A 15,678-nucleotide genomic window follows, 5' to 3' on the forward strand; every position below is an offset into this window, starting at 1 on the left:
CCGATCCGTCACATCGCCAGGCCGCCGTCCACCGTCAGCACCTGGCCGGTGATATACCCCGCCGCGTCGCTGGCGAGGAACGACACCGCGTGCGCGATCTCCTCCGGCTGGCCGAAGCGACGTGCGGGGATCACCTTGGCGTACTCCTCCTTCACCGTCTCGGGCAGGGCGGCGGTCATGTCGGTCTCGATGAACCCCGGGGCCACCACGTTGGCCGTCACACCCTTGCTGCCCAGTTCCTTGGCGATGGTCTTGGTCATCCCGACCAGCCCGGCCTTGGCGGCGGCGTAGTTGGCCTGGCCCGCGTTGCCCATCAGCCCTGTCACCGAGCCGATGTTGATGATCCGCCCGAATCGCCCGCGCATCATCGGTCGGGCGGCGGCGCGGCAGGCGATGAACGCCGAACGCAGGTTCACGCGGATCACCTCGTCGAAGTCCGCGTCGCTCATGCGCAGGATCAGCCCGTCCCGGGTGATGCCGGCGTTGTTGACCAGCACGTCCAGCCGCCCGTGGTTGGACGCCGCGCTCTCGATGGCCTGCTGCAGGGCGTCGCCGTCGCCCACGTCGCAGGTGACGACTTCCGCGCTTCCCCCCGCCGACTCGACGCGCTCGCGGACTTCGTGCAGCGACTCCGCCGAACGGGCGACCAGGACCAGGTGCTTGCCGTCGGCGGCGAGGCGTTCGGCGATGGCGCGGCCGATGCCGCGGCTGGCTCCGGTGACGATGGCGACGCGTTTCTCGCTCAACGGCGGCTCCTGAACTCGACAGGCGATCGGGCGGGAGCGTCCGGCTCGCACCTTCCGTCGCCTGGCCCGGATCATACACGCGCCCGCGACGGGGACGCGACCTCGTCGAGGCGCGTCACGAAAACAAGGCGTCGTCCGAAGACGACGCCTTGCGATGAATCACACGATGCGGGCGGCGATCAGAGCGGCACGCCGGGACCGGGTCCGCCTGGCGGGTTGCCGCCGGGGCCGGGGGGCGCGCCGGGGCCGGGCCCCGGGGGCGAGCCGGGTCCGGGTCCGGGCGGGGCGTTGGGATCGCCGCCGGGCCCGCCGCGCTGCTCCAGCACCGTCTGCGGGACGGTGATGTCCACGTCCGGCTGGCTGGCGCGGGCGATCTCTTCCTCGATGATCTTGTGCCACGCGGCGATCATGTCATCGCCGCTGATGCGCTGCAGGATGTCCGGCGGGGTGGGAGCGGAGACGAACTCCGGCCCGTCCACCGAGTAGTCCATGTACCAGAGCGTGGGCTCGAACTCGTCGTCCACGGTGAAGATGGCCAGCACCGCCAGCGCCCCGGCGCCGGTGCTGACGCCCGTGATCTGCGGGTTGGAGCCGGTGACGATGTGGACCTCGCTGATGCCCGCCACGCCGCGCTGCCACTGGCCCGAGGCGAGCAGGTCATCCAGGGCCGCCTGCTCCTCGGGGCGCAGCATCTCGCGCACCGTGTTGGCGTCGCCCTTCACCCAGGCGTCGAAGAAGCGCAGCATGGCCCGCACTTCCTGCGGGTTGTTGGTGGTCAGACGATCCACCTTGACCCGCTCGTCGATGTTCATCTCGGCGCGGAGCTGGTCCACGCTCGGAGGCGGCGGCGGAGGCGGGGGAGGCGGCGGCGTGTTGTTGATCACCACAGGCGGGGGCGGGTCTTCACCGCAGCCGGCCAGCGTCAGCGTCGCGGCGACGCTCGCCAAGGCCATCGTGCCCAGGGGCAGCCAGCCGAGGCGTCGATCAGGCATCCGGTTCATCATGGCTCGTGACCTTTCTGTTGCGGTCGATCCGTCGCATCAACCCGCGGAGAACCGTTCCGGGGGCCAACTCGTGGCATTCACAAGTATACCGCGCCGTCAGGGCTTCGCACGACTGCGACCATCGGACGGGGTTCACCAACTGTTCGACGAGGCGGGTGCGGAGAAGTTCCATGTCCCCGGCCAGATGCGGCTGGGCGGTCACGTTGGACCAGACCACCGTCGAAGGGGGCGTGAGCGCCACCCGTGCCAGCGCGTCGGCCAAACCATCCGCCGCGGGCTGCATCAGCGGGGAGTGAAAGGCCCCGGCCACCTTGAGAATAGTTGCTCTAAACCCTTTTTCAGAAGCCACTTGCGACGCTCGTTCGCACGCGGAAGCGTGCCCGGACAGGACGATCTGGCCCGGTGCGTTGAAGTTCGCCGGCACCAGCACCTCGCCCCGGGCGGCGGCGTCGCAGATCTCGCGGGCCTGATGCTCGTCCGCCCCGATCAGGGCCACCATGCCCCCCTTCGATGCCTCGGCCGCCTGCTGCATGAGCCGTCCGCGGGTCGCCACCAGCCGCAGCCCGGTCTCGAAGTCGAATACCCCCGCCAGGTGCAGTGCGGTGTACTCGCCCAGCGACAGGCCCGCGGCGGCGGCGATCGTCCAATCCGCTCCACGCTCGATCAGTCCGTGCCATGAGGCGATCGAGCAGGCATAGATCGCCGGCTGCGAGATGTCCGTGCGATTGAGACGCTCTTCCGGCCCGTTGAAGCAGAGGTCGGAGAGGGCGCCTCCCAGTTCCACCCGAAGCATGGCGTCGGCCTGCTCAAAGAGGCGTCTGGCCGCGGCGCTCCGTTCGGCCCACGTTCGTCCCATGCCCATCGCCTGCGCCCCCTGGCCGGGGCAGAGCACCGCGATCTGCTCGCTCATGCGCGTCTCCTCGTCTCGTCGCCGGAAGGCGTGACTGTAGCGCGGGGCGGATGCGGGTCGCGGCGGTCCAGCGGTGGACAGTGCAATCGCAATCTTGCTGGGGGGAAGGTGACGGTTAGTGGAGCGAGCGCCCCGCCCGCTCCCTGACGGTCGCGGCTCGCTTTGAAAATCATGTGATCGCCCGGCCGTGGCGGCTCAACTCATCCGCGAAGCGGCATCACCGGTACACTTGCTCAGGGAACCGTTCAACGTCCCGAGGGAACACCCATGCGCCCCGTCATCCGTCTCGCATTCGGTCTGCTGCTCGCGTCAGTGGCTGCTTCGTCCGCCGCTCAGTCGCCCGGGACCGGCATGCCCATCGAGAAGCACGATAAGCCCGCCGCGGGAAAGGGGATCGAGGGCGTGACGGGAACGCTGATCGTGCTGAACAAGTCCGAGGCCAGCGCCTCGCTGATCGACCTGGCCAGCGGCGTGGAGATGAAGCGCGTGCCGACCGGGGTCGGGCCCCACGAGGTGGCCGTATCGCCCGATGGAAAGACCGCCGTGGTGGCCAACTACGGCGAGGGTCAGCCGGGCCAGACCCTCAGCGTCATTGACCTGACCACCGGCACGCTGACGAAGATGATCGACCTGGAGAAGTACCGTCGTCCGCACGGCATCGTGTTCCTGCCGGACGGGGAGCGCGTGGTCGTCACCGCGGAGGCGGAGCAGATGCTGCTGGTGGTCCATGTCGGGAAGGGCGAGGTGGAGCGCGCCATCGGCACCGAGGCAAGGGTGAGCCACATGGCGGCGCTCTCGCCCGACGCCACGCGCGCGTTCGTGGCCAACATCGGATCGCATTCGATGACCGTGATTGACCTGGAGAAAGGCGAGCGCCTTGGCCAGGTGTCCACCGGCCCGGAGGCGGAAGGCATCGACGTGTCGCCCGACGGCTCGCAGGTGTGGGTGAGCAATCGCCGGGGCAACACCGTGAGCGTGGTGGACGCCAAGTCGCTGGACGTGATCGCGACGCTCGACTCGCCGACCTTCCCGATCCGCCTGAAGTTCACTCCCGACGGCGCCAGGGTGCTGGTCTCCAACGCCAACTCGGGCGACGTGGCGGTCTTCGACGCCAGGGAGCGCCGTGAGATCAGGCGCATTCACATGAACGAGAAACCCGTGGATGACACAAGCGACCGTCTCTTCACCGATCAGTTCGGCAACAGCCCGGTGCCCGTGGGCATTCTGGTGCTGCCGGGGGGCACGCATGCCTTTGTGGCCAACACCAACGCCGACATCGTGACGGTGCTCGACCTGCGCAGCATGTCGATCTCCGGGCGGCTCAAGGCGGGCAAGCAGCCGGACGGGCTGGGGTATACGCCTGTCACGCTGAAGCAGTGAGAGCCGATGTCAGAATGGGCAACCTGTGTAGGACAGGCAATTGCTCCGTCAGACCACGGGTCATCGAAGTCATCAGGCAATCGATTGACACAGTCGGTGCTTTCCCGTACGGTGGAACTTCGAAGCCAGCACGCCGGGATTCGCTCGGCGGCTTCGGGAGAGATCATTTCGATTCCCTGAGAGAGGAGAAAGTCGATGAAGAAGTCAGTTTTCGCGGCGTCCGCCGCGGCGTGCGTGGTTGCCTTGGGCGCGTCGGCCGGCAACCCGCTGAACATCGTCCGCTACGATGTGATCAACGCCGCACGGTCCGGCTTCGGCGGCTGGGCCCACACGTACAACGGCACCATCACCGACACGGGCTCAGGCAGCGCCAACGGCATCAGCTTCACCCGCGCCGACTACACGGGCGGCTCCGGCACGCTGAACGACGGCAGCCCCGGCACCAGCCCCGGCGACACCCAGCTGTTCGCCAACAACGCCTTCGCCAGGCCTGTGATCACCCTGTATCTGGACGGCATGTACACCTTCAAGGACATCACGCTGTTCAGTTTCGACAGCGGCAACAGCATTCCGGGCTGCATCGCCAGCTTCGACGTGACCATCGCCGGGCAGACGGCCACCTTCGTCAGCACGCACATCACCACGAATGACGAGTGGGTGCAGATCACCGGCTCGTCGCTCGACGGTCTGGCGGACAACAAGGTGATCCTGTCCAACTTCGTTCACGACGGTCGGAACAACGGGCTGTCCGAGCTGTTCTGCATCGGCGAAGTGGTGATCAACGGCAACGTGGTGCCCGCGCCGGGCGCGCTGGCCCTGCTGGGGCTGGCCGGTTTCGCGGCGCTTCGTCGTCGTCGGGCTTGATCAACGCCCATCCACCTGATCCACGACAAGCCGCACGCCGCCGTGCGGCTTGTTCATTGGTTGCACCATTGCCTGGGTATGAAGGCGTCAGCGCTCACGCCGCCCGCGGGCGACGATCCGCCGGGTCATTCGGACCGGGCAGGTTGAAGGCCCGCGCCAGGTCGTCAATCCGACGACTCATGCACTCGATGGCGTACAGCGCCTCGGCTCCGGCGTCGATCGTTCGTGAGTCCGGGCCCGGCGGCGCGGCGGGAGAGTCCGGGCGGACCAGTCGAAGGCGGGGCCGGGTTCGATCAGGCGTGGTCAGGTCGTGCGACATCGTGGTCACTCCGATTCAGCCGTCCACCACCTTGCAGCATCGGATCGGTTGATGCCCCGCACCTGTCCCGTGGTCCGTCATCCGACCGAACAGTCGCCTTCAGCCCGCAGGGTTTGCCCAGTTTCACGATCCATTCGGACCTCGGCGACGTAGAATCAGCGGCATCGCCGAGTCGGATCGTCGGCAACGCATCACGATGAGGAGTCGCCATGCGGGATCAGAATTTTCGCATCATCATCGGAACCGCCGCGCTCGCCCTGATGCTGGCGGCGCTGACCGGCTGCAACACCATCGAGGGCGCTGGACGCGACCTCAAGGCCGTGGGCGAAGGAATCTCCGAGGCGGCCTCGGACCTCAATCCATCCCAGTGACGCCGCGTCGGGTCAGCCGATGGGCTCCGCCGCCGGGTCCGTTTCGTCGAAGATGCGCTTGGCCCGGCTCAGACGCACGTAGGCCAGTCCCGTCAGAAGCAGCAGGGCGGCATATCCCGCTCCGAAGATGACGCCGGCCCGCTCCAGCCGACGATCCTCGATCGGCGTGGGGTTGATCTGGGCGTAGCGTGTCTGTCCGTCCTGCTGGTGCTCGCCCACGAGTTCGGTGCGCGCCCCGTCGGGCCGCTTGCCGGCCTGTCGGCGTGATTCGGAGACCAGCGTCATCGCCAGCGTGTCAAGCGTGGTGAGCAGCGTCGGCTGGTCGCTGCCGCTCATCGTCAGCACCAGCTCGCCATCGCGGGTGGAGTCGGTGGTGAGATGCGCCTTGAGGTGGCTGCGCAGCGAGGCGTCGTCGGAGAGCATGGGCATCTGCCGATCCGCGTACCGTCGCGCGGCGGTGCGAAGAAAGGCGTCATCCTCCAGCTGACCGGCGTGCCAGAGCTGCCACTGGGCCGCCTGCTCATCGGTGAGCGGGAAGCCAGGCCGCGGCTGGGCCTGGATGGTCACCGACGCGGTGTAGACGGCGGGGAAGAACTGGTCCGCCGCGAACCATGAGCCGACCCCGACCAGGGCGGCCATGATGGTCAGCCACGCCACCGTGGCGACGGCGCGGGGACGCGCCCACCTGCGGATCATGGCCTTCTCGGATGCCGCCAATGCTCGCGCCGCCTCGGCCAGCGCCTCGCGTTCCTGCTGGATGCGGGCCGCCAGGCGCATGCGCTCCTCGGTCTCCTCGCGGGAGGGTCGGTTCGGCGTCGTGGCGGGTGACGCCAGCTGGATCGACTCGGGCGATCTGGAGCGGGCGTGCTCCCGCAGCAGTCGACGGACGCGCGAAAGACGGCTCTTCCGGCGCCGCAGGTGCTCCGCCGCCTGTCGCAGCATCGCCGCCTTCTCGCGCAGTTCGCGGGCGTGCTGATCGCTCTTGCCGGTGACGGCCGAGGCCGCCCGCGCTTCCGCCGCGGCCAGCAGCGCCTCCAGTTCGCTGATGCGCGCCTGCAGCGCGATGGTGCGGTCATCCGACTCCACGCGGATGTCCGCCCTGGCGTCGTCGGCTCCGCGACGCGCCTCCTCGGCGTCGATGCGGGCGCGCTCCAGCTCGGCGCGCAGCGCGTCGATCTCCGCCTGCTGCTCGACGATGCGCCGGTCGCGCCTGGCCAGGTCGTCGTCATCCGCCACCGTCTGGCCTCGCGCCTGACGCAGGGCCTCGGTCAGTTCGCGGATGCGCTCCTCGCGCCGCTCCAGTTCCGCCGGATCGGCGGCCAGCTTGGCCTTCGCCAGCTCCTCCTTCAGCCGGGCCACCTGCTGCCGCAGGTCGCGCACGGCGGCCAGCGCCTCCGCCCCGCGCTGAATCTGCTCCGTCTGCTCGCCGATGGCGGCGGCGAACTCCTCCAGGCGCGCCTTGGCCGCCTCCAGCGTGGACGACTGCCGGGAGATCGTCTCGTCGCGCTCGGCGATGGTCGCCTCCAGCGAGGCGGCGCGACGACGGGCCTCGTCGCGCTCGCGCTCCGCCTGCTCCGCCAGTTGCAGCCCTTCGGCCTCCGCCGCCTCGATGCGGGCCCGCGCCGATGACAACTCCGACTCCAGCGCCGCGCGGGATTCCGACGAGACGTCCAGTTCGGCCTGCATCGACTCGACGCGCGCGATCAGTTCGCCCACGTTCGATTCCGCCTTCTCCACGCGGGCGGTCAGTTCGGCATGTTCGCGCTCCAGCCCGGCACGGTCGCGACCGGCCTGCTCCAGCGACTGACGCGCCTGCTCCAGCTGGGACCGGGTGTTCGAGAGCGACTCGCCCGTGTTCGCCAGTTCCGCGCGAAGCTGCTCCATCTCGGCGGAGACGGCGTCGCGCTCCTGGCGGGCCGCCTCGGCGTCGGCGTCGGCGCGGGCGGCGTGCTCGCGCGTGCGCTCCAGATCGGCGCGCAGCGTACGCTCCACCTGCTCCAGTCGCTCGGCTTCCTCGTTCAGACGCTCGCGCTCGACCTTCAACTGGTCCCAGTGCTCCTTGAGCAGCTGCTCGGCCTGGGCGTGCTGCTCGCGCAGCCGGGCGACCTCAGCCCGTTCGCCGGCCAGCGCCTCACGCTCGGCGTTCAGGGCGGTGCGCGAGGCGTTCAGGTCGTTCTCCGCCGCCTCCAGCACCCCCTCGCGCTCGGTGAGCGATTGCTCCTGCTGACTGAGCTGATGGTGACGCTCGGTGAGAAGACGCTCGACCTGCTCGGCGTCCGCCTGGCGCCGGGCGAGCGCCGCTTCCGCCTCGTCGAGCGCGCGGGCGCGATCCTCCAGCGAGGCCAGCTGCTCGGCCTGCTCCGCCTGCGCGCTGCGGATGCGGCTGAGCTGCGCCTCCACCGAGGCGATGATGTCCAGCACCGAGCCGGAGGCGTCGGAGCCCCGCGACGTGGGATTCGACGGTGCGGCGTCGCCCTTGGATCGAACGGCGGCGGAGGCGTTCTGCGGTGCGTTGCTCATGGCGGTCGGCCCTTGTGCGAAGGCAGGAAGTGGCGCTTCTGTCCGGGGTTATCGACACTCGAACGACCCGTCTGAAGCCGATCCGCCCGCGCGGGTGGAGAAGTTGTCCGAGGTTGACGCCCCCACTACGCTCCCGTCAGGAGAGGCCGCATTCACACCCGCCACGGGCCATCGGAGCGACCATGACCGCGTTCGCCATGACCGAGAACTCGATGCGCGACACCCGCCGGGCGACGCCCCCCTCCTTCGACCCCCGGCTGGAGCCGATCGCCGCCAAGGTGGACGCGGGCGAGCGACTGTCGCTCGACGACGGCCGCATCCTGTTCGACACGCCCGATCTGTGGACCGTGTGCGACCTGGCCCATCGCGTGCGCACGCGTCTGCATGGCGACGTGACGTACTACAACGTCAACCGGCACCTCAACTACACCAACATCTGCGCGCTGTCGTGCAAGTTCTGCGCCTTCCACCGCAAGAAGGGGCAGGACGGCGCCTACGAACACTCGCTGGATGACATCCGGGCCGAGGCGAGGCGGGCCGTGGAGGCCGGCGCCACCGAGATTCACATCGTCGGCGGGCTGCACCCGTGGCTGCCCTTCGAGTACTACACCGACATGATGCGCACCATCCGCGAGGTCGCGCCGCACTTGCACATCAAGGCCTTCACCGCGGTGGAGATCGTCCATCTGGCCCGCATCAGCAAGCGCGGCAAGTTGAAGCAGGACGGCATCCGGGCCGTGCTGCAGGATCTGAAGGATGCGGGCCTCGGCTCGCTGCCGGGCGGCGGGGCGGAAGTCTTCGACGACCGCGTGCATGACGAGGCGTACAAGGGCAAGATCCGCAGCGACGAGTGGCTGGATGTCCACCGCATCGCCCACGAACTGGGGCTGAACACCAACGCGACGATCCTGTACGGCCACATCGAGTCGATCGAGGATCGGCTGCATCACATGGACCTGCTGCGCCGGGCGCAGGATGCGGCGCTGGCGCGCCTCGGGTACGAGTCGGACGCGACCGGTGCGATCACGCTCACACGCCCCGGTGCGAAACTCCCCTCTCCCACGGGGAGAGGTGCTGGTGGCGAGGGTTCTTCGTCAACAGCCCCCCCCGCTTCCCCCGCCGGCTACTTCCAGACCATCATCCCCCTGCCGTTCTTCCCGGATGAGAGCGAACTGGAGCACCTGCCCGGTCCCAGCGGGCTGGACAACCTGCGCACGCTGGCGGCGGCGCGGCTGATGCTGGACAACTTCCCGCACGTGAAGGCATTCTGGATCATGCAGACGCTGTCAATGGCGCAGGTGATGCAGCAGGCGGGCGCCAACGACCTCGACGGCACGGTGGTGTGGTACGACATCACCAAGTTGACGCAGGGTGTGGATGGCGTGGCGACGCATCAGGAGACCACGGTGTGGGATCTGCGCAAGGCGATCCGCGAGGCGGGATTCCGCCCTGTGGAGCGCGACACGCTGTACCGGCCGGTGGTGCGCGAGGGGATGGCGTGGCGGTTGGAAGATCCGGTCCCTCGTTTCAACAACGGGATTGCACGACTGGCAGGTGGATGGACAGCCGAGGAACACAGGGCGTTCGAGGAGGCGATTGCTGATTGCGAGAGGATCGACCCACCCACATCGTGCTGATCTGGCTCAAGCAGGGCGGACGCTGAACAAACTCGTGCGGTGCATCCGATAGGATGAGGCATGCTCCTCGACTCCACAGTCTTGTCTTTGTTTCGAGCGGCCTCAACCCCAGCGAGATGAGATGCTGAATCGCCATCGCGCCATTTTGTCACTCCTTCTCGAATCCGGAGGTGAGGCAGACCACCGACCGGTCACGAAGTGGGCCTTCATCCTGCGTCATGAGTCCACAACTGGCGGCGGTCCAGCGTTCTATCAGTTCCTGCCTTACAAGTACGGCCCGTTTTCCTTCTGTCTCTTTCAGGAAATGGCCGCGCTCGCTCGGGATGGGTTCGTGACAGAGAAGGATCACCGCTGGACGCTGACCGATGCCGGGAGGAAGGCCGCGAACACTACTCAGCCGGACGTGCGGCGCGACATTCGGCGGATTGTGCAGTCGCACACCAAGAGCACTCGCAAGGAAACGGACGACCATCTGATCGACTACGTGTATAAGAAGTATCCTTGGTACACGGTCAACAGCGAGATTCGCCAGTTGGCATCGCGCAGACGCGGCGAGGTCGCTGTCTACACCGCCGGGTATGAGGGATTGCTCGTCGATGGCTTTCTCAATGGGCTGATGGATGCCGGGATCGTTCGACTGATCGACGTCCGCAACAATCCCGTCTCTCGTCGATACGGGTTCCACAAGACAACACTGAGACGCCTGTGTTCGAATGTTGGCATCGAGTACGCTCACTTTCCGCAACTCGGCATCACGAGCGATGAGCGCCAGGATCTTGATCGTCCGGGTGTTCGCCAATCGCTCTTTGCGGAGTATGCTCGCACAACACTTGAGGACGAGGGCGATGCGATCGATGAGGTGGCCCGCCTGGTCAAGGACGCGCCAAGCGTGCTCGTGTGCATGGAGTCATGCCCATCGGAGTGCCATCGATTCCATCTCGCCAAGCCCGTCTCAACTCGGACACGTCTCCCGATTCGGCATCTGGAGCTGCGGGCATGACGGTTGAACGCCTGAAACTGCTGATCACGGTCAAGACTTACCCGATCCCTTCGGCGAAGTACGATGAACTCGTCTGCACTGCGGGTGTCACCGAGGAGGGCAGTTTCATCCGACTCTATCCGATTCGCTTCCGTGATCTGCCCTTCAGCCAGCAGTATGCGAAGTATCAGTGGATCGAAGTGGACGCCGAAAAGCACGCGGGCCGTGACAGCCGCAAGGAAAGCTACCGTCCGCGCGAAGACACGCTGAAGATTGTCGGCGAGAAGATCGGCACGCAAAACAACTGGGCCGAACGAGCCAGGTACGCTCTCCGCAAGCGAGCACCTTCAATGGAAGCTTTGTGGGAGCAGCAGAAGCAGGATCGCACCTCACTCGGCATCATTCGCCCGCGTGAGATCTTCGATTTGGAGATCGCCGCGGACAGCGCGAACTGGAATCCTCGATTCCTGGACGCCATGAAGCAGCAACGGCTCTGGGATGACCGTTCAGCGACACACGAGCCCCCGCGCAAGGTGCCGTGGAAATTCCACTACCACTTCCGATGCGACGATGAGCGGTGCAAGGGGAACCACCGGATGATGATCGAGGACTGGGAAGCAGGCGCGCTCTACTGGCGATGCGTCGATGAGGGGGCGACTCCTGACAAAGCCGCACAGAAAGTGCGGCAGAAGTTTTTCGATCAGATGTGCGCACCAAAAATCGACACGCACTTCTTCGTCGGCACTGTGCTCGAACACGGCACTTGGGTGATCATTGGAGTTTTCTGGCCGGAGAAGGAAACCCTCGGCCCGCTCTTTGACGGCAACCCATGACCAAGTATGTCTTCCGGCGCAACGACCTTGGCGGGAGCCCCTCGCACCTCGCCGCGCCGTTGCGTCGTCAACCTTGGAAGCACTCTGGTTCACGCCGCACGCCCCATCGCCCACCCCAGCTCCGCCATCCCCATCACCCGCGCCAGACCCGCCACCACAGCCCCGCCCACACCCACGAGCACCAGCAGGTGCAGCGCCGTCACGCCCCACCCGTGCGGCCCGGCGGGAAGCAGCAGCGACACGCTCCACACCGCGCCGGCCATGACCGCCGTCGCGCCTGCCGTGCGCGCCCAACTGGTCAGCACGCAGCGGTCGATCACGTGCGCCGCGTAGCGGCGCGTCAGCCGCAGCAGGATCAGCACCTGCACGATCGAGCAGATCGCCGTGGACCACGCCAGCCCGGCTTCCCGCAGCGGCGTGAAGATGAGCGACAGGTTGAGCGCCAGGTTCAGCCCCACCATGCCGATCGCCACCTTGACGGGCGTCATCGAGTCGCCCCGCGCGTAGAACGCACGTGTGAGCGTGTGCGTCATCGAGTACGCCCAGATCGCCGGGGCGTAGCCCATCAGCACGAAGGCGACGCGGCGGGTGTCCTCGGCGGTGAACTGCGCCCCCTGGTAGATCACCGCGGTGAGCGGCTCGCGCACCAGCATCAGCCCCGCGCTGGCGGGCAGCCCGATGAACATCACCAGCCGCAAGCCGCGGCGCAGGATGTCGGCGAACCGCGCCGCATCGTGGTTGACGCGTGCCAGCGCGGGGAAGATCGCCGTCGCCACCGCGATGCCGAACACGCCGAGGGGAAACTCATACAGACGCTGCGCGTTGTTGACCGCGGTGAGCGCGCCTTCCTGGAGCGGAAAGTCGATGCCGAAGATCGTCGGCCCCACGGTGGTCGGGTAACTGGCGATCAGGTCGTCCAGAAACACGTTGACCTGCAGCACGCCCAGCCCGATGAACATGGGCCATGCCTGCCCGAGCACGCGGCGCATCGACGCCATCGCCTCGCGCGCCTGCGCCCACGAGCCCACCCACCACTTCCATCGGCGCAGCGCCGCAAGCGACCAGGTCACCTGCGCCACGCCCGCGAGCAGCACCGAGATCGACACGATCATCACGTGTCCGCGCCCGCCCGTGTCGTCCGGTCGCAGCAGCGCGTAGCCCATCGCCGCGCCGACCAGGAACAGGTTGAGCACGATCGGGGCCGCGGCGGTCGGCCCGAACCGGCCATGCACCTGCAGCATGGCGCCCATGATCGCCACCAGGCACACCAGCGGCATGTAGGGCAGCATGACCATCATCAGGCGCAGGGCGTCGTGTCCGTGCTCGTGGCGTGTTGACAGCGCCCACAGCAGGATCTCGCCGACGATCGTCACGCCGCCCAGCGCCAGCGCCATGCCGCCGATGGTGAGCGTCGCCAGGCGTCGGGCCATGGCGGGGTCATCACGATCCAGCCGCGTGTACTCGGGCAGAAAGGCCGCGGAGAGCGCGCCTTCGCCGAACAGCCGCCGGAACAGGTTGGGCACCATGAAGGCGAACCAGAAGGCGTCCATGATGGCGCTGATGCCGAACAGCCGCGCCAGCGCCGCGTCGCGGGCCAGACCCGTCACGCGGCTGACGAGCGTCAGCAGGGTCACGGTTCTCGCGTTGGTCTCGAAGCGGTCGGACATGGGGGAAGGAGGGCATCAGGCGGTCGAGCGTGGCACGTGAGGTCGTTTCATTCGCCTGGAGCGAAGATCCCGTGTGTCATTCAGTGGTCGAGTGAGAGTGCGGGGCATTGCTTTCCACCGCGGCGAAGACCGTGCCGCATTCACCGCAGGCGCCCAGTCCGCCCTGCGTGGGCGTGGCGCGCAGGTCGTGGCCGCAGGTGATGCACGTCACGCCCTGCTGGTCGAACCGTCGGGCCAGGCGCACACGGTAGCCGTGCGCCACCAGCGCTGCGGCGCCCAGCAGGATCACCGCGTCCATGGTCATGGTGAAGTCGCGCGGCAGCCGCGTGAAGAACGTCGCCGCCGACCGACCCGCGGCGCCGAGAAATCCTGAACGCGCCAGCAGGTAGGCCAGCGCCACGCCCCCATAGATCGCCAACACCAGGATGACCCCGTTGAACAGCGGACGGAGCACGAGCCGCCGAATGGCCGCGGCGTCCATCGACGGCGGCGGTTGCCAGACGATGACGTGCATGCTCGCCGCACAGCGGGGACAGACGACCACGCCGCGTGAATCCTGTTCGCTTGCAGAGCACGGGTATCCGCACGCCGGACATCGCCTGGAGGCACGGGCCTCCTTCGACACCTCGCGCCAGATGACCATCCAGACCCACATCAGCCCGCCCAAGAGCAGGGCCTGCGCCGCGCCGTAGATGATCGCCGGCACGGGGTAGGGCAACGCCGCGACCACCTGGGGCCAGTGGCGCACCAGCCCGTACATGGTGAGCACCACCGTAGCGGTCAGCGCCGCCCAGGCGATGAAACTCCGCCGCGTTGAGATCGTCGAGAACACGTCTCCCGCGAGCAGGGCATTGAGCCGCAGCCGCGCGCGGTTGAGCGGGCCGCCAATGGGGCGCAGCGCCGCCGCCCATGCCGCCGCCACCGCCACCCCGCCCATGCTGGCGGCCAGGTCAGTCCAGGTGAACGTCCGCCTCAGCACGGGCAGCGACTGCGTCCACTCATCCATCGCCGCCCACGTCAGCCCGGTCACCAGCAACCATCCCGGCGAGCGAATCCATCGCGTCATCCACAGAAACCCCGCCAGCAGCGCGAAGGCGTACATGTGAACAAACTTGTCGGGCGGCGGCTCGCCCGGGCGGCCGATGTCCAGCGCGGGCCAGTGCGTCATTGTGGTGAGCGACAGGGCGTACAGCACGAACGCCACGCGCCACCAGAAGGCGTGCCGATGCGTCACGTCATCCGGCGCGGCCGGTTCGACCGCGGCCCCGCGCGGCGACTGCTCCGCTGGCGCTCGGTTGCGCGGGGTGGTCACGCCGCCTCGTTGGTGTGATTCGATCGATGTTCATCCGCCCCGGAGTCCGACGCAACGGCGCCCGGTTCCGGCGAAAGCGCGGCGACCGCGTCATCCAGTTCGATGGCGATTGATCCGTCCGTCGGCCCCAGCGCCTCGATGGCCTCGATGGCTTCCACGACTTCCAGCGCGTCCGGCTTCAGCTCGATCGCCGCGTCCGCGCCCGGCGTCGACTCGTCAGCCAGCGGCACGTTGAGATCATCGTCGTCCGCCGTCGTCGGCTGGATCGTCGCCGGCGGCGCGACGGGGGTTCTCGCCTCGATCGACACCCCCCACGACGCCGCCACGCGCTCGGCGAGCAGCCGGTAGTCGATGGCGCCGGCGCACCACGGCGCGTAGTCGAAGATGGTCTGCCCGAAACTCGGCGCCTCGGCCAGCTTGATGTTGCGGCGAATGGCCGGCTCCAGGACGCGGCAGTCGCGCCAGGGCACGTCCTGGCCGCGGGCCTGCTCGAAGAAGTTCTCCAGATCCGCCACGATCTCGCGCGAAAGCGTGGTATTGGCCTCGTGGGCGCAGAGCACGATGCCGCTCACCCGCAGGTCGGGATTGACGTTCTCACACACCAGCCCGACCGTCTCCAGCAGTTTGCCCACGCCCTGCAGGGGCAGGAAGTGGGCCTGCATGGGCACCAGCACCTCGCGGGCCACCGCCAGCGCGTTGAGCGTGAGCAGCCCCAGCGAGGGCGGACAGTCGAACATCACCACGTCGTACCGATCCAGCACGTGACGAAGCTTGTTGCCCAGCACGAACTCGCGCCCCGGGCGGGTGGAGAGCTCCAGCTCCGCGCCCGCCAGATCCGTTTCGGCGGGCAGCACGTCCAGGTTCTCACGCACGCGCACGATCACGTCATTGGCCTTGACGGGCGGCTCGACGAGCAGGTCGTACACCGTCGGGCGCTCCGACGGCTCGATGCCCAGGTGCAGCGTGAGATGCGCCTGCGGGTCGAGATCGACCAGCAGCACGCGCAGCCCGAGTTCCGCAAACGCCGCGCCGAGGTTCACCGTGGTGGTGGTCTTGCCGACCCCGCCCTTCTGGTTCATCAGGGCGATGCGGCGCGGGCCGTCCGTCCGGTCGTGTGACGTGGGTCTCATGCGGGT

14 protein-coding genes are annotated in these 15,678 nt (G+C 67.8%); 6 read left to right on the plus strand and 8 right to left on the minus strand.

Annotated features, from left to right (window positions below; all coding sequences use genetic code 11):
- Positions 1–8: 8 nt before the first annotated feature.
- The 3 genes from fabG to fabD all read right to left on the minus strand — a co-directional run bounded on the left by fabG (position 9) and on the right by fabD (position 2,660).
- Positions 9–821 (minus strand): 3-oxoacyl-[acyl-carrier-protein] reductase, encoded by an 813-nt coding sequence (gene fabG, locus HRU76_06395; GenBank protein ID QOJ17223.1) that lies wholly within the window; start codon positions 819–821, stop codon positions 9–11.
- A 104-nt stretch (positions 822–925) separates the two neighbouring features.
- Positions 926–1,738 carry a hypothetical protein gene (locus tag HRU76_06400; GenBank protein ID QOJ16074.1) on the minus strand — a complete coding sequence of 271 codons (813 nt, stop codon included), beginning with the start codon at positions 1,736–1,738 and terminating at the stop codon, positions 926–928.
- Complete coding sequence (gene fabD / locus HRU76_06405; GenBank protein QOJ17224.1) at positions 1,731–2,660, minus strand: ACP S-malonyltransferase; 930 nt, start codon at positions 2,658–2,660, stop codon at positions 1,731–1,733. The genes HRU76_06400 and fabD overlap by 8 nt, the downstream gene beginning before the upstream one ends.
- A gap of 267 nt (positions 2,661–2,927) precedes the next feature.
- On the opposite strand from fabD, the gene HRU76_06410 reads away from it, so the two are divergent.
- On the plus strand, positions 2,928–4,040 hold the full coding sequence (locus HRU76_06410; protein QOJ17225.1) for a beta-propeller fold lactonase family protein: 1,113 nt from the start codon (positions 2,928–2,930) through the stop codon (positions 4,038–4,040).
- Positions 4,041–4,235: 195 nt separating this feature from the next.
- Complete coding sequence (locus HRU76_06415) at positions 4,236–4,904, plus strand: PEP-CTERM sorting domain-containing protein (protein QOJ17226.1); 669 nt, start codon at positions 4,236–4,238, stop codon at positions 4,902–4,904.
- A 94-nt stretch (positions 4,905–4,998) separates the two neighbouring features.
- Here HRU76_06415 and HRU76_06420 read toward each other — a convergent pair whose 3' ends face one another.
- The gene (locus HRU76_06420; protein ID QOJ17227.1) at positions 4,999–5,223 is read right to left on the minus strand and encodes a hypothetical protein; all 225 of its coding nucleotides are present in this window, start codon (positions 5,221–5,223) and stop codon (positions 4,999–5,001) included.
- 209 nt (positions 5,224–5,432) lie between these two features.
- Here HRU76_06420 and HRU76_06425 point away from each other — a divergent pair, with 209 nt between their 5' ends.
- On the plus strand, positions 5,433–5,594 hold the full coding sequence (locus HRU76_06425) for an entericidin A/B family lipoprotein (protein QOJ17228.1): 162 nt from the start codon (positions 5,433–5,435) through the stop codon (positions 5,592–5,594).
- Between the two features lie 12 nt (positions 5,595–5,606).
- On the opposite strand, the gene HRU76_06430 is transcribed toward HRU76_06425, so the two are convergent.
- Positions 5,607–8,114 carry a hypothetical protein gene (locus tag HRU76_06430; GenBank protein ID QOJ17229.1) on the minus strand — a complete coding sequence of 836 codons (2,508 nt, stop codon included), beginning with the start codon at positions 8,112–8,114 and terminating at the stop codon, positions 5,607–5,609.
- Positions 8,115–8,296: 182 nt separating this feature from the next.
- On the opposite strand from HRU76_06430, the gene HRU76_06435 reads away from it, so the two are divergent.
- The 3 genes from HRU76_06435 to HRU76_06445 all read left to right on the plus strand — a co-directional run bounded on the left by HRU76_06435 (position 8,297) and on the right by HRU76_06445 (position 11,563).
- Positions 8,297–9,751 (plus strand): radical SAM protein, encoded by a 1,455-nt coding sequence (locus tag HRU76_06435; GenBank protein ID QOJ17230.1) that lies wholly within the window; start codon positions 8,297–8,299, stop codon positions 9,749–9,751.
- Between the two features lie 121 nt (positions 9,752–9,872).
- Complete coding sequence (locus HRU76_06440; GenBank protein ID QOJ17231.1) at positions 9,873–10,751, plus strand: DUF488 domain-containing protein; 879 nt, start codon at positions 9,873–9,875, stop codon at positions 10,749–10,751.
- Positions 10,748–11,563 (plus strand): hypothetical protein, encoded by an 816-nt coding sequence (locus HRU76_06445; GenBank protein ID QOJ17232.1) that lies wholly within the window; start codon positions 10,748–10,750, stop codon positions 11,561–11,563. The genes HRU76_06440 and HRU76_06445 overlap by 4 nt, the downstream gene beginning before the upstream one ends.
- Positions 11,564–11,652: 89 nt before the next feature.
- Here the strand turns inward: HRU76_06445 and murJ are convergent, their stop codons facing one another.
- From murJ to HRU76_06460, 3 genes are all read right to left on the minus strand, one after another.
- Entirely contained in the window at positions 11,653–13,230 is a 1,578-nt protein-coding gene (gene murJ / locus HRU76_06450) for a murein biosynthesis integral membrane protein MurJ (GenBank protein QOJ17233.1), read from the minus strand.
- 76 nt (positions 13,231–13,306) lie between these two features.
- On the minus strand, positions 13,307–14,542 hold the full coding sequence (locus HRU76_06455) for a hypothetical protein (GenBank protein ID QOJ17234.1): 1,236 nt from the start codon (positions 14,540–14,542) through the stop codon (positions 13,307–13,309).
- Complete coding sequence (locus tag HRU76_06460; protein ID QOJ17235.1) at positions 14,539–15,672, minus strand: ParA family protein; 1,134 nt, start codon at positions 15,670–15,672, stop codon at positions 14,539–14,541. The genes HRU76_06455 and HRU76_06460 overlap by 4 nt, the downstream gene beginning before the upstream one ends.
- Between the last annotated feature and the right edge of the window lie 6 nt (positions 15,673–15,678).

This window comes from Phycisphaeraceae bacterium, assembly GCA_015709595.1.
Classification (GTDB): Bacteria; Planctomycetota; Phycisphaerae; order Phycisphaerales; family SM1A02; genus CAADGA01.